Source organism: Bradyrhizobium sp. LB13.1, assembly GCF_054056815.1.
This window is the reverse complement of record NZ_JBSRYQ010000001.1, coordinates 3,961,265-3,981,748: the sequence shown is the minus strand read 5'-3', so window position 1 is coordinate 3,981,748 and position 20,484 is coordinate 3,961,265. Positions and strand designations below refer to the sequence as shown.

Genomic DNA, 20,484 nt, shown 5'->3' with positions numbered 1-20,484 from the left:
GACGGCATCATGCCAATTTGCCGACGTCAAGCACATAGTTGGAGGCTCTCATGTCGACACCGCTCCAGATCGGACTTCTGGTGTTCCCGCGCGTCACTCAGCTCGACTTCACCGGCCCCTTGCAGGTGTTCTCGTCGGTCCCAGGCGTAAAACTGCATTTGATCTGGAAGCGGATCGAGCCGGTGCCGAGCGATTCCGTGCTGACGCTGACGCCAACCACGACTTTCGCCGATTGCCCGCAGCTCGACGTGATCTGCGTGCCCGGCGGCGGCGGCACCAACGATCTGCTCAATGACGAGGAGGTGCTGGATTTCCTGCGCCGGCAGGCCGAAGGCGCCAAATACGTCACCTCGGTCTGCACGGGATCTCTGGCGCTGGGCGCTGCCGGCCTCTTGAAGGGCTACCGCGCCGCCACCCATTGGAGCGCGATGGAGATGCTAGGCCAGTTCGGCGCAACGCCGACCAGGACGCGCGTCTGCATCGACCGCAACCGCATCACCGGCGGCGGCGTCACCGCGGGAATCGATTTCGCGCTGACCCTGGTGTCGATCCTGGTCGATCGCACCACGGCGGAAGCGATCCAGCTTCAGCTCGAATACAATCCCGCTCCGCCGTTCAATGCAGGCTCGCCCGATACCGCGCCCGCCGAAGTGCTGGCCTTGCTGAAAGAGCGCGGCGCCCCAAACCAGGCCCGCCGCCTGGAAGCGGTGAAGCGCGCCGCCGAACGGGTGATGTAGCCCCTCTCGTGTCCCGGACGCGGTGCGGCATGCAGTGACGCTCCGCAGAGCCGGGCCCCAGGAAACCACACTTGTCGCTGCTACATGGGTCCAGGCTCAGCGCTGCAGCGTTACACGCTGCAGCGCGTCCGGGACACGCAACTCGTCACACCAGAAAAAGGCCGCTCGGTTTCCCAAGCGGCCTTTCCTGCCTTACGGCGGCTGCACATTTCATCGGGCGATTTCGGAGCTTCCAGACCGGGGGCCTATCTCCCGATCGAGTCCTGGTCGGCGGCCGCTGCATCTCGGGACAGTCGCGAACTGTTGCCCGAACCGAACGCGATGGTCTCCCATCTCCGTAAGATGCGCCATTGAGCCGCGTCGCTCGCATGGCTGCAACGAGCGCGCAGGAATCATCCCCGCTGTTCGCGTTGCCCACAGCAGGGTGAGGCGGATGCGGGTGCATCCACTCCCACGAAGGAATCGGACGGGAATCGGAAGCCTAGCCAGGCGTCCAGGGCTGATAGTCGCCGGTCGCCTTCGGCCGCTTGCCGCTGGCGAGCGTCGAACCCGAGGGGCGGTAGGCGTTGGCCGTGCCGGTGAGATTCGGCTGGTGCGGCTTTTCCCACTCGCGCGGCTGATAGTTGTCCTGCGTCGGCGGCACGTCGACGGTGTGATGCATCCAGCCGTGCCAGGACGGCGGGATCCGGCTTGCTTCGGCATAACCGTTGTAGATCACCCAGCGCCGCTCGAAGCCGAGCGTCGGGTCGATCACCCCGCCGCGGGTGCGATAATAGAGGTTGCCCTGCTCGTCCTGGCCGACCAACTCCCCGTACCGCCTGGTCCAGAGTTGGGTGCCAAAAGTCTGGCCATTCCACCAGGTGAAGAACTTGAGGAAGAATTGTTTCATGCGGCAAGGGCCCTGCTTCGTCGGGTCCTGATGCCATCCGGACGGCGAAATGTCCAGTTCGGCGGATGCGGCGGTGCCCCCCCCGCTTAGGGATGCGGCCCCCGGCACAGACGCTGCCGCAAATCGGACGCGATCCGTTCATGCCGGATACAGCGTTCCCATGAGAGCCTTGCCGCGCACGCAAACCGCCGTGATCCCAGGAACTACAGCCCCTTCATTGGGTTTGCTTCCGGGAAAAGGAGTTTTGATCATGAAAAGTCTGAAAGTCTTGAGCGCCGCTGCGGCAGTGGCATTGGTTATCCCGTTGGCGACGCCGAGCTTTGCACAAAGCCGGGCCGCGGTGGTCGGAGGCGGCGCACATATCGGTGGCGGCGGCGGCGGCGCACACTTTGGTGGCGGCGGTGGTGGCGCACACTTTGGCGGCGGCGGTGGTGGCGCACACTTTGGCGGCGGCGGCGGCGGCGCGCGAATGGGCGGCGGCAGCTTTGGCGGCGCGCGGATCGGCGGCGGCGGCGGTAACTTCGCGGCGGGTACAACTGTGCGTCCGGGTGGCGGCGCTGCTTTCACCGGCGGCGGCCGCGGCTTCGCAGCAGCCGGGGGCCACAACTGGAATGGCGGCGGCGGCCATTGGCATGGCGGCGGCTGGCGCCATCGCGGCGGCGGCTTCTGGCCCGGTGTCGCGGCGGGTGCTGCGATCGGCGGCCTCGGCTCGTACGCTTATTACGGCGGCGGCTATTACAACGATCCCTACTACTATGGCGACGACAGCTATTATGACGAGCCGTCAGTGGCGGTGGTCCCCGACAGCGGCGGCGACTCCGCAGCCTATTGCGCACAGCGCTACAAATCCTACGATCCGGCGTCCGGCACCTATCTCGGCTATGATGGCCAGCGTCATCCCTGCCCGTAAGCACACCGACACCGCTTGAAGAGAGGCGCCGCAGCGATGCGGCGCCTTTTTCGCGCATGTCGAGCACCTCAACTGTTTCGCGCGCATCGCGGTCGTTGTCCGCCACGATGAAGCCCGTGGATCTTTAATCACCGCACCGTGCATACCTACCCTGACCCAATCCAAAATTGACCCGACGCGCGATTCACCTGTATCAATTTGGCTATGGGGATTTCGATTACTGGAAAGTGTCATGCCGCGTATTCTCGTGGTCGATGACGATCCGATGGTCGGCGCGACCATCGAGGTCCTCCTCCAACGTCAGGGCTTCGACGTCACGCTGACCGACGGCGGAGAAACGGGTTTGGCTGCGCTCGAAACACAGAATTTCGACGTGATGCTGGTTGACATCTTCATGCCGCACATGCGCGGCTTCGAGTCCGTCCGCATCTTTCACGAGCGCGCGCCGGCGGTACCGCTGATCGCGATGTCCGGCTACGCCTTCGCGTCATCCGCCTCGCCCTCTCCCGATTTCCTCCGCATGGCGCTGGAGCTCGGCGCAACACGCTGCCTGCGCAAGCCGTTCACGCCGGACGCGCTGCTGACCACCATCCGGGAATGCCTCGGGGGCGAAAGTGCACAGCCGAAGGACAAGAAAGAAGTCCCTTGATCCCAACGCAGCGCATCATTCTCGGTACTGGACTTGCCATCCTCCTGATCATCACCGCAGCCTCGATCGGCCTCGACGTCAAGTCACGGTCCGATGCGGCCTGGGTCAATCACACCATCGAGGTGCTGAAGAAGATCTCCGATCTGCGCCTGCTGATGCGCCGCGCCGAGAGTGCCGCACGCGGCTACGAAATCTACGGCAGCCCGAGCTTCAGCGAGGAGTTCCAGGCGGCACACGCCCAGATCGCGCCGGCACTTGCCGATCTCAAGCGCGGCGTGCGCGACAATCCCGATCAGGTCATGCTGCTGGAGGGCACCGAGCCGCTGGCGCTGCGCCGGATGGAGATCGCCGCCGAGGCCATGCGCCTGCGCGCCGGCAACGACCAATCCGGCATTGCCACGCTCCAGGGCAAGGGCGAGGGCCGCGGCCTGATGGACACGGTGATGGGCAACCTCGATCGTCTGAGCGCGGGCGAAGAGCAATTGCTCGCCGCGCGCTCGCAGGATTCGCGCCGCACCGGCATCGTGCTGCTCGGCATCGATATCGCCGGCGCGCTCGTGATCATGCTGCTGGTCGTGATGGTGATGCGCGAGAGCCAGCGCACCCAGGGCGCGCTCAAGAGCACGCTCTTGGAGACCACGGCCGCCAATCAGCAACTCGAGGCCGCGGTGGCCGAGCGCACCGAGCATCTGGTCACCGCGCATGACGAGCTGCGCCTGTCGGTCAACGTGCTTCAGAGCACCTTTCGCAGTATGGCAGAGGCGGTGCTGGTCATCGATGCCGAAGGCAATGTCCTTCTGTCCAATCCGGCCGCGGAGCGCATACTGCTGCACCGGACCGGCATGAACCTGCGCAATCTGCGCACGCTGTCCGACGTATTTCAGGGCGACGGCATCACCCCGCTCAAGCCCGACGAGCTGCCATCGGCGCGCGTGCTGCGCGGCGAGCAGTTCGAAGACATGGAGATGATCGTCCGCCCGCACAGCAGCAATTCTCCCCGCCATCTCATGATCAGCGGCCGGCCGATGCTGGACGGTCAAGGCAAGATTTCCGGCGCGGTGCTGGTCTATCACGACGCGACCATGTCGCGCGAGACCGAGCGGCAGCTGTATCAGTCGCAGAAGCTGGATGCCATCGGCAAGCTGACCGGCGGCGTCGCGCACGACTTCAACAACATGCTGACCGTCATCTCCGGCAACACCGAGACGCTGGTGGCAAGCCTGAAGGCCCAGCCCGAGCTCCAGCGCACGGCGCGGCTGATCGACGAGGCCGCCGAGCGCTGCGCCGAGCTGATCCAGCATCTGCTCGCCTTTGCGCGCAGGCAGCCGCTCCAGCCGCGCAACGTCGAGATCAACGCTGCGGTCGCGGATATCGCAAAACTCCTGCGCCCCACCCTCGGCGAGCAGATCCAGATCGAGACCGTGCTGGAGCAGGGGCCGATGACCTCGCACATCGATCCGTCCCGGCTCACCAATGCCGTGCTCAACATGGCGATCAACGCCCGCGATGCCATGCCGAAGGGCGGCAAGCTGCTGTTCGAGGCCCACCGGGTCGTGCTCGACGAGGCCTATGCCCAGAATAATCCGGATGTGCGCCCCGGTCCTTACGTGATGCTCGCCGTCAGCGACACCGGCACCGGCATGCCGGCCGAGGTCCAGCAGCAGGCGTTCGAGCCGTTCTTCACCACCAAGGAGGTCGGCAAGGGAAGCGGCCTCGGCCTCTCCATGGTCTACGGCTTCGTCAAGCAGTCCGGCGGCCACATCAAGATCTACAGCGAGGAAGGCCACGGCACCACGATCAAGCTCTATCTGCCGCCGGGCGAAGGCATGACGGATGTGGTCGCCGCCGCGACGCCGCAAGCCGAAGGCGGCGCCGAGACCATTTTCGTGGTCGAGGACGATCCGCTGGTGCGCAACTTCGTCACCGCGCAGCTTCAGAGCCTCGGCTACAAGACCGTGGCGGCGTCCGACAGCAAGACGGCGCTGGAGTTGATCGAGACCGGCCAGCCGTTCGATCTCTTGTTCACCGACGTCGTCATCCCCGGCGGCATGAGCGGGCGCGTGCTCGCCGAGGAAGTGGCAAAACGGCGCCCCGGCCTGAAGGTGCTGTACACCTCCGGCTATACCGACAACGCCATCGTCCACCACGGCAAGCTCGACGACGGCGTGATACTGCTGACAAAGCCCTACCGCCGCAACCAGCTCGCCGAGATGATCCGGAAGGCGCTGAACGGCGGAGGGATGACTGCAAGCTAGCTAGCGCGTCGCCAGCACCACGGCTGCCAGCGTGAAGATCAGTGCCGCGATCTGGCCCGGGCCCAGCGGCTCCCCCAGCGCCAGCGCCGACGCCACCACGCCGATCACAGGCACCGCCATCGTCCCGATCGCGGCGACCGAGGCCGGCAGGCGCGCGAGGGCTGCGAACCAGCTGACATAGGCGATGCAGAACTGCACCACGGTCGAATAGACCAGCAGCCACCAGCCGACCGGCGTCACCTGCTCCAGATGCGTGGTCTCGATGACGAGGCCGATAATCGAGATCGGCAGGCAGCCGATCCCGATCTGCCAGGCCGCGGCCGTGATCGGCGGCAGATGGATGGGGTATCTTTTGGAAAACACCGTGCCGACGGCGAAGCCGATCGCGCCGCACAGCGCCATGATGATGCCCGGCAGCTTTTCCGCGCTGGCGGCAATGCCGTTGCCGCCCATGATCGAGGCAAGCCCGGCAAAGGCCATCACCAGCCCGATGGTGCGCAACAAGGTCGGTCGCTCGCCCAGCACCGGCCAGGCGATCAGCGAGGCCCAGACCGGCATGGTGTAGGCGATCAGCGCGGCCTCGCTGGCTGGCAGCCAGAGCAGCGCCAGGCCCATCAGCACCATCCAGCCGGTGACGTTGAGGATTGCGGCGGTCACCAGGCGCGGCCAGATCGCAGGCTCGACCCTCAGGCTCTGCCGGCGGATCAGCGCGAGGGCGGCGAGCAGCACTGCGCCCACCACGCCCGTCACCCCGCGCAGCGTCAGCGGCGGCAGCTCGGAAAGCAGGAATTTCGTCACCGGCCAGTTGAAGCCCCAGCCCACCGAGGTGATGGCGAGGAACATCAGGCCGGCCGGGGCGATGCGTGGTCGCAAGCCCGGTCGCGTCGAATCAAGCATGTGGGTGTCCGGCAAAATCGAGGTCAGCTTGGCGCGGATTCGCGCGCTCCACCACCACCCCGGCGGGCATGCCTGCCCTCACCGTCCGTAACCCCACGTGAGTCCCGTTGAGGCAAGCCCGGTCCTCAAAAATATACCTGCCCTGTGAACAGCGGGGTGAAGCCTCCGCAGCGTCGCGGGATGCAAATTTTTTCGGTTGGGAATCCCTGAGGACTCACCGATACTTGGCTCAAGAACAGGTGTGGGCTTGCCCCTGTTATCCCCGACAATCCACCATATTTAGTATTTGATTCAGGAACCCGCACTAGTTCTTGACGGGCGCAATGGAGAGTCCTAGTTTTCGATCCGTTCGGCGCGAGTGTGTTTGCGTCCCGCCGGCACTCCCCGAAGGGTCTGCAAAACAGCACTCCGCCAAGCCAGCCAAAGGCAGCGGGATGAGGGCTTGTCTGCCCGCGATAGCGGTCTCCCAGGGCGCCAGAACGGGCCGGCAACAGGCTCGCATGGCAATTGGTTGAAGTGGCGTTGTGGGGCGTTGAACGCATGTCGGGCTCATCCCCTTGGGGGCGGATGGATCCGGACATGCCGGCCGGTGAGAGGTGCACGCACCTCACCGCCGCCGGGAGAAAAAGGGCCGGGTCCACCGGCTGAACTGCGAAGCCTTGGGGCGGAAACGCCTTCGGGGATTCGCGAAATGAAATATCGATCCGGTCGCCTTGCGGAGGCGGTCCGGCTAAAAATAGGACGGGGCAAGACCATGCGGATTGAGCGGCGCCACACCACGGTAGGACAGTCACCTTACGCGGGAATCGAATTCCGGCAGACCACGTCGGAGATCAGGAATCCCGACGGCTCGGTCGTGTTTAAATTGGACGGCGTCGAGGTCCCGACCGAGTGGTCGCAGGTCGCCTCCGACGTCCTCGCCCAGAAGTATTTTCGCAAGGCCGGCGTTGCCGCGCGCCTGAAGAAGGTCGAGGAAGAGTCCGTGCCCTCGTTCCTGTGGCGCTCCGTGCCCGACACCGAGGCGCTCGCCCTCCTGCCCGAGAAAGAGCGCTTCGTCAGCGAGCTCTCGGCCAAGCAGGTGTTCGACCGTCTCGCCGGCTGCTGGACCTATTGGGGCTGGAAGGGCAACTACTTCTCCTCCGACGCCGACGCCCAGACCTTCTACGACGAGCTCCGCTACATGCTGACCATGCAGATGGTCGCGCCGAACTCGCCGCAATGGTTCAACACCGGGCTTCATTGGGCCTATGGCATCGACGGCCCCGGCCAGGGCCATTATTACGTCGACCCCTTCACCGGCAAGCTGACCCGGTCGAAATCCTCCTACGAGCATCCGCAGCCGCACGCCTGCTTCATCCAGGGCGTCGGTGACGATCTCGTCAACGAGGGCGGCATCATGGACCTCTGGGTCCGCGAGGCGCGCCTGTTCAAGTACGGCTCCGGCACCGGCTCCAACTTCTCGCGCCTGCGCGGCGAAGGCGAACGCCTCTCCGGCGGCGGCCGCTCGTCCGGCCTGATGAGCTTCCTCAAGATCGGCGACCGCGCGGCGGGCGCGATCAAGTCCGGCGGCACCACGCGCCGCGCGGCCAAGATGGTCGTGGTCGATGCCGACCATCCTGACATCGAGACCTATATCGACTGGAAGGTGAAGGAGGAGCAGAAGGTCGCAGCTCTCGTCACGGGATCCAAGATCAACCAGAAGCACCTCAAGCTGGTGCTCAAGGCCTGCGTCAACTGCGAAGGTTCGGGCGACGATTGCTTCGACCCCGAGAAGAACCCTGCCCTGCGCCGCGAGATCAAGCTCGCGCGCCGCTCGCTCGTGCCTGACAATTACATCAAGCGCGTCATCCAGTTCGCCAAGCAGGGCTACAAGGACATCCAGTTCGACGTCTACGACACCGACTGGGATTCGGAAGCCTATCTCACGGTGTCCGGCCAGAACTCCAACAATTCGGTCTCGCTCAAGGACGATTTCCTGCGCGCGGTCGAAACCGACGGCGACTGGAATCTCATCGGCCGCACCACCAAGAAGGTGACGAAGACGCTGAAGGCGCGCGACCTCTGGGAAAAAATCGGCTACGCCGCCTGGGCGTCGGCCGACCCGGGCCTGCACTTCAACACCACCATGAACGACTGGCACACCTGCAAGGCGTCCGGCGACATCCGCGCCTCCAATCCGTGCTCGGAATACATGTTCCTGGACGACACCGCGTGCAACCTGGCGTCCGCCAACCTGCTGACGTTCTACGACGCCACCACGAAGCGGTTCGACGTCGAGGGTTACGAGCACCTCTGCCGGCTCTGGACCGTCGTGCTCGAAATCTCCGTGATGATGGCGCAGTTCCCGTCGAAGGCGATCGCCGAGCTCTCCTATGAGTTCCGCACGCTCGGTCTCGGCTTCGCCAATATCGGCGGCCTGCTGATGACCATGGGTCTCTCCTATGACAGCAAGGAAGGCCGCGCGCTCTGCGGCGCGCTGACCGCCGTGATGACCGGCATCACCTACAAGACCTCGGCCGAAATGGCGGCCGAGCTCGGCACCTTTCCCGGCTACAAGAAGAACGCCGCGCACATGCTGCGCGTGATCCGCAACCACCGCCGCGCCGCGCATGGCGAGACCTCCGGCTACGAGGCGCTCAGCGTCAACCCGGTGCCGATGGACCTGGTCTCCTGCCCGCAGGCCGACCTGGTCACGCATGCGCAGGCGGCCTGGGATGGGGCGCTCGAGCTCGGCGAGAAGCACGGCTATCGCAACGCCCAGACCACGGTAGTCGCGCCGACCGGCACGATCGGCCTGGTCATGGATTGCGACACCACCGGCATCGAGCCCGACTTCGCGCTGGTCAAGTTCAAGAAGCTCGCCGGCGGCGGCTACTTCAAGATCATCAACCGCGCGGTCCCCGCGGCGCTGCGCACGCTCGGCTATCGCGAAGCTGATATCGCCGAGATCGAGGCCTACGCCGTCGGCCACGGCTCGCTCTCCAACGCGCCGGGCATCAACGTCTCGACGCTGAAGTCCAAGGGTTTTACGGATGAGGCCATCGCCAAGGTCGAAAAGGCCCTGCCGACCGCCTTTGACATCAAGTTCGCCTTCAACAAGTGGACCTTTGGCGAAGACTTCATCCGCGACCAGCTCGGCATCGGTGCCGAGGCAATCGCAGCACCCGGCTTCGACCTGCTCCAGGCCGTGGGCTTCACCAAGCGCGAGATCGAGGCGGCCAACGTCCACATCTGCGGCGCGATGACGGTGGAAGGTGCTCCGCACCTCAAAGCCGAGCATTACGCCGTGTTCGACTGCGCCAATCCCTGCGGCAAGGTCGGCAAGCGCTATCTGTCGGTCGAGAGCCACATCCGCATGATGGCGGCGGCGCAGCCCTTCATCTCGGGTGCGATCTCGAAAACCATCAACATGCCGAACGACGCCACGGTGGAGGATTGCAAGTCCGCCTACATGCTGTCGTGGAAACTGGCGCTGAAGGCCAACGCGCTCTATCGCGACGGCTCGAAGCTCTCCCAGCCGCTCAACTCGCAGCTCATCAGCGACGATGAGGACGAAGACGATGCGGTCGAGAATCTCTACGACAAGCCGATGGCCGCGCGGACCGCCCAGGTCTCGGAAAAGATCGTCGAGAAGCTGGTCGAGCGCATCATCGTGATGCGCGAGCGCGAGAAGATGCCGGATCGCCGCAAGGGCTACACCCAGAAGGCGGTCGTCGGCGGCCACAAGGTCTATCTCCGTACCGGCGAATATGACGACGGCCGGATCGGCGAGATCTTCATCGACATGCACAAGGAAGGCGCGGCACTGCGCTCCTTCATCAACAACTTCGCCATCGCGGTGTCGCTGGGCCTGCAATACGGCGTGCCGCTCGAAGAATATGTCGACGCCTTCACCTTCACCCGCTTCGAGCCCGCGGGCCCCGTGCAGGGCAACGACAGCATCAAGTACGCGACCTCGATCCTCGACTATGTCTTCCGCGAACTGGCGGTAAGCTACATGTCGCGCTTCGACCTCGCCCATGTCGATCCGACCGAGTCGAACTTCGACGCGCTGGGCAAGGGCGTCGAGGAAGGCAAGGAGCCGGAGGAGGCGAACCACCAGGCGACCAGGCTGGTCTCGCGCGGCCTCACCCGCTCGCGCACCGACAATTTGTTCGTGATGCGCAGCGGCTCCGCCGCAGTTGCATCCGGCAATGACAGCGCGCCCGCCGGCGGCAGCAAGGTCACCTCGCTCGCCTCCCACGGCGCCACCGCCCGCGATGCCCTGGAAGGCGCGGTCGCGCTGAAGCAGGAAGCCAGCCACGATTTGTCTCCCACGGAGAAGCTCGAAGCCCTCCAGTGGAGCAAGTCCGGCAGCGCGCAAGTCGCACTCCCCAGCAAGGCCGAGCGCCGCGCGGAAGCCAAGGCCAAGGGCTACGAAGGCGAGATGTGCGGCGAGTGCGGCAACTTCACGCTGGTGCGGAATGGCACCTGTATGAAGTGCGATACTTGCGGAAGCACGACGGGGTGCTCGTGAGAGTTAGCTTACTGCAGCGTATCGCGTCAGCCCCATAACACACTCCGGCGGTCGCTTCGACCGCCGGAAGCGCTTGAGGAACGAACCATGAATCAACACTCCAATGCTACTGCGCTCACAGTCCAACCGATCTCTGCCATCTAAGGCAGCATCCGTTTCAGCTCATAGTAGACCATGCAAATTTCGTCAGTGACTATCGAAGCGTTCAAGCGGGTCAAGCAAGTTGAACTAAGCTTGGCTGATGTCACAATTCTGATTGGAGGAAACAACTCCGGCAAATCATCTGTTTTGCAGGGGATCCACTTTGCCGTGACAACGTTGCAATCGGCACGATCGGCAAGTCTTTCTCCGAATAAGCCTATAAACACGCTAGGCTTCGAACAGCTAATCTTCAAGCCCGCCAGCGACCCGATGAAGCTGCATCATGCCGCGGACATGAATACCGCTAAGGGCCCCGTATTCACGTTCAACTACGCAACCGACGCTGCGCCCGACGATCCTAAGCAATTTCGCTTTATGATGCGTCGAGGCAAGAACGCGAACTTAAGTCTCACATTTCAGCACAACAATCATTTCTACGGCCTCGCGTCCGATAGAAGCCGTCCCCTCTCAGTATTCGTCCCAGGACTAGCAGGTGTAGCTCTCCGAGAGGAGCGTCGCACTGACGCAATCGTTGCGACTGGTCTCGCCCAAGGTGACGCGAACTTGTACCTGCGCAATATTCTACTACGGCTGCTTAGCGATCCTCCGCGACTGAAACAGTTTCATTCCATAATTGGTGAGCTCTTCGAAGGCCTGAAAATACAATCCAGCTACGACGAACGTCTGCACCAGCACATTGAAATACTTGTGAAGGTGGGAGACCAACTTTCACCGCTTGAGCTCGTTGGAACTGGCACACTTCAAGCATTGCAGCTCGTGGCATACGCCACAGCCTATGACCCTGCACTGTTACTGCTCGATGAACCGGATGCGCACCTTCACCCGTCCAACCAGAGGCTTCTAGCAGCGACTTTGCTGAAGATTGCGGAGCAAGGCAAGACAAAGGTCATTTTGGCTACGCATTCACGCCACATCTTCGATGCGCTCACAAAATCTGAACTCACAAAGGTGATCTGGCTGAGGCACGGCGTTCGTCAGGAAGTGGCCGACAACGACGATCTTTCGATCCTGCTAGATTTAGGCGCTCTGGATAGTTATGAGCTTCACGCGGGGCAAAGCAATCGAGTTGTCGTCCTTACAGAGGACTCAAAATCACAGAAGCTGGATAGGCTTCTGCAAGCCAACGGTTTTCCGCAAGGCAGCTATTTCATTCAGCCGTTCAATGGTGTTCAGAACATCACATGTGCTCGGCAATCGCCGAATTCTTTATCAAGCAGGGAAACAATACGCACGTCTTAATCCATCGTGATAGCGATTGCATGCTTCCTGACGAAATGAAGTGGTTTATTGAGAAAGAGCAAAAAAAGCTGCCAGAACGAACAAAACTGTTTCTAACTCCGTTGACTGACGTGGAGCACCAGTTCTGCCAACTCCAACATATTTCTGCAGCGTTGGGCATATCGTGGAGGCCAGCACAAACCTCGTAGAGGGAGTTATTACCGCCAACGCGGCGAAGTTTGCCATGGAGTTTGCGCAAAAGAGAGCTGATTTGAAAGCTAAGGCCCTTCGGGGAAAGACTGAAGTGCCTTCTGCAACGGACTTGGCAAAGGAACGCATTACGTTCGAACAAACCAAAGGAAAAACTCTCTGGGGCCAGTTGCATGAGGAACTGACCGGCTCACACTATAATCCAATGCTGTTGCTTACTACTCCGACGCCTGCACTGCAGACCGAAGATCTCCGAAGCTTTGTGAAATCTGTATGGCCGCCCGCCCCCTCGTTGAGCTAGCCGACAAATACCGTTGTCGGCCTGCCGAGCGAATCATGACCGCACCAACCTAGGTACTTCCTATTGAAAACGCGCGCATCAAATGGATTGCTCTGTGACAACACCCATTGAAGTCGGAATAGGAAAACGTGCGTTTGATTGGATAAAGAGCGGCGCAGGCTACCTCTTTAGACTAGGGTCTGTTGGGATTCATCTGGAGTTTATCGCGGCCGCGGCCAGATAGATCATTGAAGTGAAGCTCTGGTCGGTCTTGTCGGCGCGCATTGCGATGCGCTTGAATTCCTTGAGCTTGCCGAAGAAGTTCTCGATGAGATGCCGCCATTTGTACATCTCCTTGTCGATGGCGAGAGGCTGTGCACGGCGCGGATGCTGGGAGATGACGACTTTGGCGCCACGCGCTTCGACTTCGGCGATGATGGCGTTGCTATCGAAGGCCTTATCAGCGATCAGCGCGTTGAAGGCCAATCCCTCGATGAGCGGCGGCACGCCCACCGTATCGAAACGCTGTCCCGGCAGGAGCACGAAGCGCACGAGATTGCCGAGCGCATCGGTGAGCGCCAGAATTTTGGTGGTCATGCCGCCTTTCGAGCGGCCGATCGCCTGGCTTTGCGTCCCCCTTTTGCGCCCTGACCGTGGCGGTGGACCTTGACGATGGTGGCGTCGACCATGGCGTATTCCATGTCGGGATCGTCGGAGATGGCCTCGAACAGCCGCTTCCAGACATCCGCCTTCACCCAGTCGCGAAAGCGCGTGAATGTGCTATTCCAGTGGCCGAACATCGCCGGCAGATCCCGCCAGGGACTGCCGGTTCGGGCAATCCACAGAACGGCCTCGACAAACAGTCGGTTGTCCTTGCCGCTGCGGCCCGGATCTCCCGGCTTGCCAAGACAATGCGGCTCCATCTTCGCCCATTGGGCGTCAGTCAAAACGAATCGGTCCATCCCAAGCTTGAATCACAACCAAGCCCCGATGAGAATCCTGAATCCCAACAGACCCTAGCCAAGCGTGTCGCTACCTTGGAAGAGCGCGTCTCGGCTCTTGAGGACGCGCTAAAGACAGCGCCGCCTCATGCGTGCCCATACTGTGGCGAGCGCGCAATGCGACTATCGCATCAAAGCCTCACTGCCATGGGCGATCATCCCAAGAGATGGACGGAGGAGACTTGGACCTGCGGAAACTGCAGCAAGGAATATATCGAACGAATTCCAATTTAGTTCGTAGGTCGGATGGCCCATTACGGTGACAGTGCACTCAACTCTCGGGGACGGATCGTTGCAATTTCGGCGGCCGCGTCCCGGTTATCGCTTCCACCTTCGCTCTGTGAGCTACGGCGGACAAGTCGCTGATCCGCGAAATTGCGTAACAGTGCACCAAATTCACTCGCTCCATCCTCCCGATCTGCGGCTTCAGCTCGCGTTTGGTGCGTCGTATCAATTGAGTGCACTAGCCTCGATAATCGAGGTTGTTCCGGCTTCGATGCTCATCAATACCCTTCCTCCGAATTGCCTTTGTGGTCGAGCCCTTCCCTCCTAAACTCCTGACATCACCGGCATGGGTTCCGACGGGCCCGGTAAAAGCGGAGTCGAATTATGCCCAGACCGGAAAGCTTCCCGATCGAGAAGATCTTCGTTCCCACGAAGCAGAAGAAAGCTATCAAGCCCGAGATCGTCGGGGAGATCGCGGAAAGTATTCTGGACATCGGACAACAGGCCCCCATTTCCGTTCGGCGCGACGGAGACCGCCTCGTTCTGGTCGATGGACTGCATCGGCTCGAAGCCTGCAAGGCGCTCGGCGAGACGACCATTCTCGGTGTCCTGGTCGCGGCCGAGCTTGCTCAACACAAGCCAGGGCTCGCCGAACGACCCGAAGTCGAGGCAGAGCGCATCAAGATGGCGCGGTTGAAACAGTTGCGTCTGGAGAAGGAAGCCGCGGAGGCATCGACGGCTGCCTTGAAGAGCGTCAATGCAGCGGAGGCGCCGGGCGCCCGTCCGGCGAAAGGCGTCCGCGACAATTCAAGGGCGTCACCGCGCCGGACTGCGGGATCGACACGGAAAACATTGTCGGACTGGATCACGCAGCAAAAGAGCAGCGGCGGCCGCTATTGATTGCCGGCTCCAAATTACGGTGTTAGTGCCGGAGCCTCGATCCGCCCCCGAGGCCGCCACAATTTCTCCTTCGCACGCGCGTTGTGTTGGACGGCGGCGCGACCTATCCTTCCAGCGATCGGACTGCCGCACTCCCATTGACCTCGACTGTATGGAGAGCGCATCGTTGCCTGAGACGAACGACCCCAAGCCTGATACCGAAAAGCCGGACGCGGTGCGCGCCGAAGGCGGGCTGGCGCGGGCGTATGACCAGATCAAGAGCGCAGAGCAAGACCTTGCGCGGCTGGACCGGCTGGTTTCCGGAATGGAACGCGGCAGCGAAGGCCCGCGGGCCTCGCAAGCACGCGCCGGAGCGGAGGCGGCCGAGACTCCCAGGGACAAGGCGCCCAGGGACAAGGCGCCGGCACCAGCTAGCAAGGTTCGCGATCAAGGCCTGAAGGGAGATCGGACCATGATGCGCGCTTTGATTGGCCTCGTGTCTCGCGATCGGCCTTCTCGGTGCCGCCTTCGCTTCGCAATATCGCGATGAGGCCAAGTCGTTCAGCAAGTCGATCATGGCGCGATGGGCTCCGCCGGCCACGAGCCAGCCCCCGCAAGCGTCCGCGGTTGAAAGTCCGGCGCAGCCGCGGGCCATGCAACTGGCTGCTGCGGATGGGCCCGGTCCGGTGCCCGCGCCACCAGTCAGCAAGGAAACGGAAAGCGCTCCAAAACCTGACGCTTCAAGACCTGACGCTCCAACACCTGACATTCCAAGAACTGGCGCCACAGCGCCTGACCCCTCGTCGTCTGATCTCGCGCAATCGCTCAAGACCATCACCAGCGAGCTTGCGAGCATCAGCGGAAAGCTCGAGCAACTGAAAAGCCGCAACGAGCAGACGCTGCGCGAACAGGCCGACACCATTCAACAGCTCAAGGCGGCGCAGGAGAAGGATGCGGCGGACAATGCGCGCCTCGCCGCACAGGTCCAGGCGCTGCAAACGCAACTGACGACGTCATCCGCATCTGCATCCGCGAAACCCGCCGCGCGGAGCGTGACGAACAACGATACGGCTGCGCCTGCACGGCCGCACGTGCAAACGGCCGCACCTCGGCGGCCGAGGCCGCCGCGCGGACCCTGGATGCCTCCGCCCTATATGGTCGATCCCTATTACGGCGATCAGGATTGGTGAGCCCGCAGGATTGGTCGAGCGAAGCGCTACCCATCGCTAGCTAATCGACAGAAGCGATGGGTTTCGCAAGGGCTCAACCCATCCTACGAGCTGCTCGGTTCGATCCCATCTTCGGGGATCAGATTCCGAATTTCCACCAGCGCCTCCAGAGCAATTTCGCAAGCTCCGTCGATGAACTCCTCGCCCCGCGGCGTCGCATTGATCACGTTTCTCATCTCAGCTTGATACTGGCGCTTCGCGAGATTCAACCGATTCAGGGCGGACGATACGACATGATGGGTGATTGCCGGAGATTGCGCGATCTCGCGGAGCGCCGAACGATCATGCAAATGGATCGCGGCAAGATCGAAGGCGTCGCGCGGCGTGTATGTCGATGCGCGATAGACCAGTTTCTTGGTCGCGATTTCCGCGGACCGCTCCGCTGCAATGGCACGCTCGCCAAATTTAAGTTGATGGGTCGGATTGGCGATGTAGGACGGGGCGTTCAGGAAATCGATCTCGCCGACGTCGCGCACGATGAGTTTCAGATACTTGCCCGGCCATTGCCAACTATCACACAGCGACTTCGTCACCGGGTTCGTATTCGGCGCGAGGTTCTTCAGGGCGGCGCTTGAATCCAGGAAGATATCGACGTCGTAACTGATCCGATGATTCAGGATCTGCGCCAGGGCGGTGCCGCCGCCGAACGTCCACGGTCCGGCGCCCCCCTCCAGACTATCGAGTGCGATCAGCGCCTTCTGCAGGAGATCTTCCCACCTCGAAGGAAGCCATCTCCCTGACCCATCTTTCATTCGCGGACTCCGTGACCTGCCAGGCGTCGATTGCTTTCAATAACTCGTCGAACGTCACGATATGATCAACGACGAGATTGTGGATGACGGAAACATCGACCTCGTCGAACAACGCTTGCACGTACACGCGCCATTTTCGCTCGGAGATCTCCCCCTTCAGACACGCCAGCAGAGTCCCTTCGTCGATGCTGGCAGGCATCGGCGTGTTGATCGTCGTCACGGCCGCAGTCAGGTTCTCGATCGCATTTTTCAACATCCCCGCAATATGGTGCCATTCGCAGAAAGCCTCAACCGGCGCCCGTTCTTCATCGTGACCGGGGTCACGAGCAATTGGATAGGTTATTGAAAATATTCAGCTTTTAGCGCGTACCTCAACAAAGAGCCATGCCAGGAAAGCGCAGGCCCTTCCTCCGCAGCTTTTGCACCGTGACGATCACGCCCGAATTGCTGGCCGCGCTGGCGCAGCAGCCAGTAGGATGGGTAGAGCACTTGCGAAACCCATCGTGCCATGACGGCTATATGATGGGTTTCGCTTCCGCCTTCGCTCTTCGAGCTACGGCGGACAAGCCGCTCTACCCATCCTTACGGGCTTCAGACCATAGCTTCCGTATCTGGGATTGAACGTTTCCCGCCGTCGGAATCTCCAGAGCGAAGCGTCCGGCTTCCGGCCGCGAAAATGTCGTGCACGAGGCCGAGCTTCCCGAGCCCGAGAATAATCAGACCGTTGATGTCGATCTCGTACCAGGCGTGCGAGAGATAGGCGTCGCGCGGAAACCGGTGATGGTTGTTGTGCAGGCCTTCACCGAAGGTAAGAATCGTGGTCACGAACTCGTTGGTCGTGCCGTCCTCGAGCGCGAAGCGGCGGTAGCCGTAGCGGCCGTCGCTGTGGCAGACCGAGTTGACCAGCGAGGTGGCCATGGTCATGAGGTAGCTGCGGAACAGACCTGAGAACAGGATGCAGCCGGTCATCGCGTGCACGCCGCCGAAGGCGTAGCCGATCGCGCCCGGAATGATCACCGCCGAGAGCGCGTACCAGTACCAGCGTGTCCTGGTGAAGAACATGGCGATCGGGTCGGCCAGAATATCCTTGGCATAGTATCCGGCGTCGGTAGTGGCCTGGTCCCACACCCAGCCGCCTTGCGCATGCATCATCCCCTTGGCGAAGGTGACATAGCGGTTGCCGTCGCCGTCATAGTAAGGGCTGTGGACGTCGCCGGGCTTGTCGGAGTGAAGATGATGTCGGCGATGATTGCTCACCCATTTCAGGATCGAGCCCTGCACCGCCATCGTGGCGATGGCCGCGAATAACGTCCGCATCACCGGACCGCAGCGGAAGCTGCGGTGGACGAAGTAGCGATGCATGAAGCCGATCCCGACCGTGGACAGCGCGAACGTGCCGGCGAAGACCGCAATCTCCACCCGGCCGATGCCTTGCCAGAAGGCCCAGACCAGCGCCGCGATCGAACCTCCGATCATGATGACGAACGAGATGTAGGAATCGCGAAACTTGGCGTCGACCACCGGGCCTTCGACAAGCACGCCCGCTGGCATTTTCCGGTCCGCGCTTTCCGCCGACACCACGCTTTCAATTACGGTCATTCCAGCCGATCCATTCACACAAAATTAACCCTGCTGCGGCGCACCGTACAACCTCGGGTTACTTCCATCAAGGATTCGAGCTGCCGTAGGAGACGGAGCCGACATCTGAAAAGACGCGATCAGAAGGAAAAGAAGCCGGATTTCAAGGCCTGGTGACAGCGTTAACCAGGTACACAGTCTCCGCAATGCACTCCCACGAGACCGATGCCCAGAAAAAGCAAGCGCCTCCTCCCTCGCCATCGCAAGTTCCGGCGCGGCGCGCGGTGGGCAGGAAAGACATTCGCGCGCGCACCGCGAATGGTTCGGATCGCGGGCGGCGTGGCGATGCTGCTTGCGGTCGTCGTGCTGGTGAACATCGCCTATCAAACAATGCGCAAGCCGACCGAGCTATTCGTCCTTGTCGGCAATGCCCTCGACAAGGATCCATCAGAGACCTGGCGGCAATACGGGCCGCTGTTCCGCAAGCATTCCACGGCGACGATCACGCCCGAATTGCTGGCCGCGCTGGCGCAGGTCGAGAGTTCAGGCAATCCGCTTGTGCGCACCTACTGGCGCTGGCGATGGAGTTTTAATCCCCTCGCGATTTACCGGCCCGCCTCCAGCGCCGTCGGCCTTTTCCAGATGACCGATCCAGCTTACGCCGACGCCGCGCGGTTCTGTATCCGCGGCAACGCGGTCACGGAGACTGCTTGCGGGTTCACCAGCTTCTATGTCCGCGCGATCCCGAGCCACGCCATCGAGCTGGCATCGGTGTATCTGGATCGCAATGTCGCTGAAATTCTCGCCCGCGCGGGCGATGTGAAGGCGAGCACGCGCGCGAGGCAGGATCTGGCCGCCTTCATCCATCTCTGCGGCGCAGGTCCCGCCACGGCGTACGCGCGCCGCAAGTTTCAGTTGATCGCCGACGAGCGCTGCGGCGATCACCTCGTCGCGGGCTATATTGCCAAGGTCAACGCGATGAAGCGGCAGTTTCTGCGGCTTGCGGTGGATGACGGCGGTTAGCGCGCAGTCCGTAGGATGGGTAGAGCACTTGCGAAACCCATCGTGCCATAACGGCCGTTGATGGGCTTCGCAAGTGCTCTATCCATCTTACGAGCTTTCAGCGATCGATAGTCACCACCAGTACGGCCACCGCCAGCCTTCATAGCGGACCCACGACGACACCAAAGGCGGGCCGTAGGGGTCGACCCGGTCGTCTTCAGGACGATAGCGATACCGCGGAACGATATTGTAATCCCACGGCGTCGGCCTAAGCACGGGCGCCGTGACGATGAGCCTCTGCTGCGGTTCACGAATGATCTGGGCTTTCCGCGCCCTGGCTTCGGCACCTGATATCCCAAGGTTACACAGCACCAGGGCCATTCCGAGAGCACACGCGGCGGTCATTGTTTTCATACGACTGGCCTCCTACCCAAAGAGTGCAAAAGGACGCAAAGCAACGCAAGCCCAATTTGATCCAGACTTGCTTGAATGACCGCTGATGGCCCCGGCGCCCTGTCGGTATGATGGGTTCGTGAAACGCGAAACCCATCTTGCAAGCCACAGGCTGATGCCGGCTTGCCGGCGACAACGAAGCGCGCAACTCAATCGACCGGCCCCGCGTTCCCCAGGGTTGCAGTCGGCAATTCAACACGCTAGACGTTTAGCCATTAAAGCAAGTCGATTCGGAACTCCGGGGGATATATGAACAAGCTGATGACGGCTTTCGTCGTGATGTTTTTGTCGCTGGGCATCTCTATGGCCAAGGCTGCCCCCCTTTACGAGTGTGGCGGCGACGCTGCCTGCCAAGCCAAGCGCGATCGTATGTCCCATGATACTTATGCGCGCAACATCAACCGGTGCCTGGCCGCAGCCGGCGCCACGATGGAGCAGTGGCGCGCCCATGCCGTGCCGCGCGCGCAGGCAGACAAGGTTCGCGCCTGCCTTCAGGCGCACGGCTGACTCCGCCAATCGACCTCTGCATCGAAGCCGGCCGTCACCCAGGCCTTGCTCTGGGAATGCGTGAATGTCTCGGGGTCTTCGTGACGCTACCACGTGCCATGATCGGACATCTCGCTCCTCCTTGAATCGGTCCCG

Annotated in this window: 18 protein-coding genes; 11 read left to right on the top strand and 7 right to left on the bottom strand. The window is 62.0% G+C overall.

The window, feature by feature from the left end; genetic code table 11:
• The first annotated feature begins 50 nt into the window (after nucleotides 1-50).
• Entirely contained in the window at nucleotides 51-737 is a 687-nt protein-coding gene (locus ACVWYI_RS18825; RefSeq protein WP_247347208.1) for a DJ-1/PfpI family protein, read from the top strand.
• A 481-nt stretch (nucleotides 738-1,218) separates the two neighbouring features.
• Here ACVWYI_RS18825 and ACVWYI_RS18820 read toward each other — a convergent pair whose 3' ends face one another.
• On the bottom strand, nucleotides 1,219-1,626 hold the full coding sequence (locus tag ACVWYI_RS18820; protein WP_354048713.1) for an NADH:ubiquinone oxidoreductase subunit NDUFA12: 408 nt from the start codon (nucleotides 1,624-1,626) through the stop codon (nucleotides 1,219-1,221).
• 250 nt (nucleotides 1,627-1,876) lie between these two features.
• Here ACVWYI_RS18820 and ACVWYI_RS18815 point away from each other — a divergent pair, with 250 nt between their 5' ends.
• From ACVWYI_RS18815 to ACVWYI_RS18805, 3 genes are all read left to right on the top strand, one after another.
• A complete protein-coding gene (locus ACVWYI_RS18815; protein WP_456662853.1) occupies nucleotides 1,877-2,536 on the top strand; it encodes a BA14K family protein in 660 nt (219 codons plus the stop codon).
• Between the two features lie 232 nt (nucleotides 2,537-2,768).
• Nucleotides 2,769-3,185, top strand: coding sequence for a response regulator (locus tag ACVWYI_RS18810; RefSeq protein WP_247347211.1), 417 nt, complete (start codon nucleotides 2,769-2,771; stop codon nucleotides 3,183-3,185).
• Nucleotides 3,182-5,440 (top strand): CHASE3 domain-containing protein, encoded by a 2,259-nt coding sequence (locus ACVWYI_RS18805; protein ID WP_456662852.1) that lies wholly within the window; start codon nucleotides 3,182-3,184, stop codon nucleotides 5,438-5,440. Before ACVWYI_RS18810 ends, ACVWYI_RS18805 begins: the two co-directional genes overlap by 4 nt.
• Here the strand turns inward: ACVWYI_RS18805 and ACVWYI_RS18800 are convergent, their stop codons facing one another.
• Nucleotides 5,441-6,337 (bottom strand): DMT family transporter, encoded by an 897-nt coding sequence (locus ACVWYI_RS18800; protein ID WP_456650211.1) that lies wholly within the window; start codon nucleotides 6,335-6,337, stop codon nucleotides 5,441-5,443.
• Nucleotides 6,338-7,091: 754 nt separating this feature from the next.
• Between ACVWYI_RS18800 and ACVWYI_RS18795 the strand changes: the two genes are divergently transcribed.
• The 3 genes from ACVWYI_RS18795 (at nucleotide 7,092) to ACVWYI_RS18785 (ending at nucleotide 12,744) form a co-directional block, all read left to right on the top strand.
• Nucleotides 7,092-10,853, top strand: coding sequence for a vitamin B12-dependent ribonucleotide reductase (locus ACVWYI_RS18795; RefSeq protein WP_247440630.1), 3,762 nt, complete (start codon nucleotides 7,092-7,094; stop codon nucleotides 10,851-10,853).
• 174 nt (nucleotides 10,854-11,027) lie between these two features.
• Complete coding sequence (locus tag ACVWYI_RS18790) at nucleotides 11,028-12,254, top strand: AAA family ATPase (protein WP_456662851.1); 1,227 nt, start codon at nucleotides 11,028-11,030, stop codon at nucleotides 12,252-12,254.
• Between the two features lie 163 nt (nucleotides 12,255-12,417).
• Entirely contained in the window at nucleotides 12,418-12,744 is a 327-nt protein-coding gene (locus ACVWYI_RS18785; RefSeq protein WP_456662850.1) for a hypothetical protein, read from the top strand.
• Nucleotides 12,745-12,933: 189 nt separating this feature from the next.
• On the opposite strand, the gene ACVWYI_RS18780 is transcribed toward ACVWYI_RS18785, so the two are convergent.
• A protein-coding gene (locus ACVWYI_RS18780) for an IS5 family transposase (protein WP_456662849.1) occupies nucleotides 12,934-13,685 on the bottom strand; the annotation gives its coding sequence in 2 pieces (ribosomal slippage) (nucleotides 12,934-13,355 and nucleotides 13,355-13,685; 753 coding nt in all).
• A 648-nt stretch (nucleotides 13,686-14,333) separates the two neighbouring features.
• Between ACVWYI_RS18780 and ACVWYI_RS18775 the strand changes: the two genes are divergently transcribed.
• On the top strand, nucleotides 14,334-14,849 hold the full coding sequence (locus tag ACVWYI_RS18775; RefSeq protein WP_456662848.1) for a chromosome partitioning protein ParB: 516 nt from the start codon (nucleotides 14,334-14,336) through the stop codon (nucleotides 14,847-14,849).
• Nucleotides 14,850-15,316: 467 nt separating this feature from the next.
• Nucleotides 15,317-16,018, top strand: coding sequence for a hypothetical protein (locus tag ACVWYI_RS18770; RefSeq protein WP_456662847.1), 702 nt, complete (start codon nucleotides 15,317-15,319; stop codon nucleotides 16,016-16,018).
• An 83-nt stretch (nucleotides 16,019-16,101) separates the two neighbouring features.
• Here the strand turns inward: ACVWYI_RS18770 and ACVWYI_RS18765 are convergent, their stop codons facing one another.
• The 3 genes from ACVWYI_RS18765 to ACVWYI_RS18755 form a co-directional block, all read right to left on the bottom strand.
• On the bottom strand, nucleotides 16,102-16,809 hold the full coding sequence (locus ACVWYI_RS18765; protein ID WP_354103555.1) for a nucleotidyl transferase AbiEii/AbiGii toxin family protein: 708 nt from the start codon (nucleotides 16,807-16,809) through the stop codon (nucleotides 16,102-16,104).
• Nucleotides 16,733-17,065, bottom strand: coding sequence for a hypothetical protein (locus tag ACVWYI_RS18760; RefSeq protein ID WP_354103556.1), 333 nt, complete (start codon nucleotides 17,063-17,065; stop codon nucleotides 16,733-16,735). The genes ACVWYI_RS18765 and ACVWYI_RS18760 overlap by 77 nt, the downstream gene beginning before the upstream one ends.
• Nucleotides 17,066-17,400: 335 nt before the next feature.
• Complete coding sequence (locus ACVWYI_RS18755) at nucleotides 17,401-18,408, bottom strand: acyl-CoA desaturase (protein ID WP_354103557.1); 1,008 nt, start codon at nucleotides 18,406-18,408, stop codon at nucleotides 17,401-17,403.
• 204 nt (nucleotides 18,409-18,612) lie between these two features.
• On the opposite strand from ACVWYI_RS18755, the gene ACVWYI_RS18750 reads away from it, so the two are divergent.
• Entirely contained in the window at nucleotides 18,613-19,410 is a 798-nt protein-coding gene (locus tag ACVWYI_RS18750; protein WP_354103558.1) for a transglycosylase SLT domain-containing protein, read from the top strand.
• A gap of 111 nt (nucleotides 19,411-19,521) precedes the next feature.
• On the opposite strand, the gene ACVWYI_RS18745 is transcribed toward ACVWYI_RS18750, so the two are convergent.
• Entirely contained in the window at nucleotides 19,522-19,803 is a 282-nt protein-coding gene (locus ACVWYI_RS18745; protein ID WP_354103559.1) for a hypothetical protein, read from the bottom strand.
• 288 nt (nucleotides 19,804-20,091) lie between these two features.
• On the opposite strand from ACVWYI_RS18745, the gene ACVWYI_RS18740 reads away from it, so the two are divergent.
• Nucleotides 20,092-20,349, top strand: coding sequence for a hypothetical protein (locus ACVWYI_RS18740; RefSeq protein ID WP_247346760.1), 258 nt, complete (start codon nucleotides 20,092-20,094; stop codon nucleotides 20,347-20,349).
• Nucleotides 20,350-20,484: the final 135 nt, after the last annotated feature.

Coding starts and splice junctions, on each gene's coding strand:
- ACVWYI_RS18825 (WP_247347208.1), top strand. CDS start 51: ATGTCGACACCGCTCCAGATCGGACTTCTGGTGTTCCCGCGCGTCACT.
- ACVWYI_RS18820 (WP_354048713.1), bottom strand. CDS start 1,626: ATGAAACAATTCTTCCTCAAGTTCTTCACCTGGTGGAATGGCCAGACT.
- ACVWYI_RS18815 (WP_456662853.1), top strand. CDS start 1,877: ATGAAAAGTCTGAAAGTCTTGAGCGCCGCTGCGGCAGTGGCATTGGTT.
- ACVWYI_RS18810 (WP_247347211.1), top strand. CDS start 2,769: ATGCCGCGTATTCTCGTGGTCGATGACGATCCGATGGTCGGCGCGACC.
- ACVWYI_RS18800 (WP_456650211.1), bottom strand. CDS start 6,337: ATGCTTGATTCGACGCGACCGGGCTTGCGACCACGCATCGCCCCGGCC.
- ACVWYI_RS18795 (WP_247440630.1), top strand. CDS start 7,092: ATGCGGATTGAGCGGCGCCACACCACGGTAGGACAGTCACCTTACGCG.
- ACVWYI_RS18790 (WP_456662851.1), top strand. CDS start 11,028: ATGCAAATTTCGTCAGTGACTATCGAAGCGTTCAAGCGGGTCAAGCAA.
- ACVWYI_RS18775 (WP_456662848.1), top strand. CDS start 14,334: ATGCCCAGACCGGAAAGCTTCCCGATCGAGAAGATCTTCGTTCCCACG.
- ACVWYI_RS18765 (WP_354103555.1), bottom strand. CDS start 16,809: ATGAAAGATGGGTCAGGGAGATGGCTTCCTTCGAGGTGGGAAGATCTC.
- ACVWYI_RS18760 (WP_354103556.1), bottom strand. CDS start 17,065: ATGTTGAAAAATGCGATCGAGAACCTGACTGCGGCCGTGACGACGATC.
- ACVWYI_RS18755 (WP_354103557.1), bottom strand. CDS start 18,408: ATGACCGTAATTGAAAGCGTGGTGTCGGCGGAAAGCGCGGACCGGAAA.
- ACVWYI_RS18750 (WP_354103558.1), top strand. CDS start 18,613: ATGCCCAGAAAAAGCAAGCGCCTCCTCCCTCGCCATCGCAAGTTCCGG.
- ACVWYI_RS18745 (WP_354103559.1), bottom strand. CDS start 19,803: ATGAAAACAATGACCGCCGCGTGTGCTCTCGGAATGGCCCTGGTGCTG.
- ACVWYI_RS18740 (WP_247346760.1), top strand. CDS start 20,092: ATGAACAAGCTGATGACGGCTTTCGTCGTGATGTTTTTGTCGCTGGGC.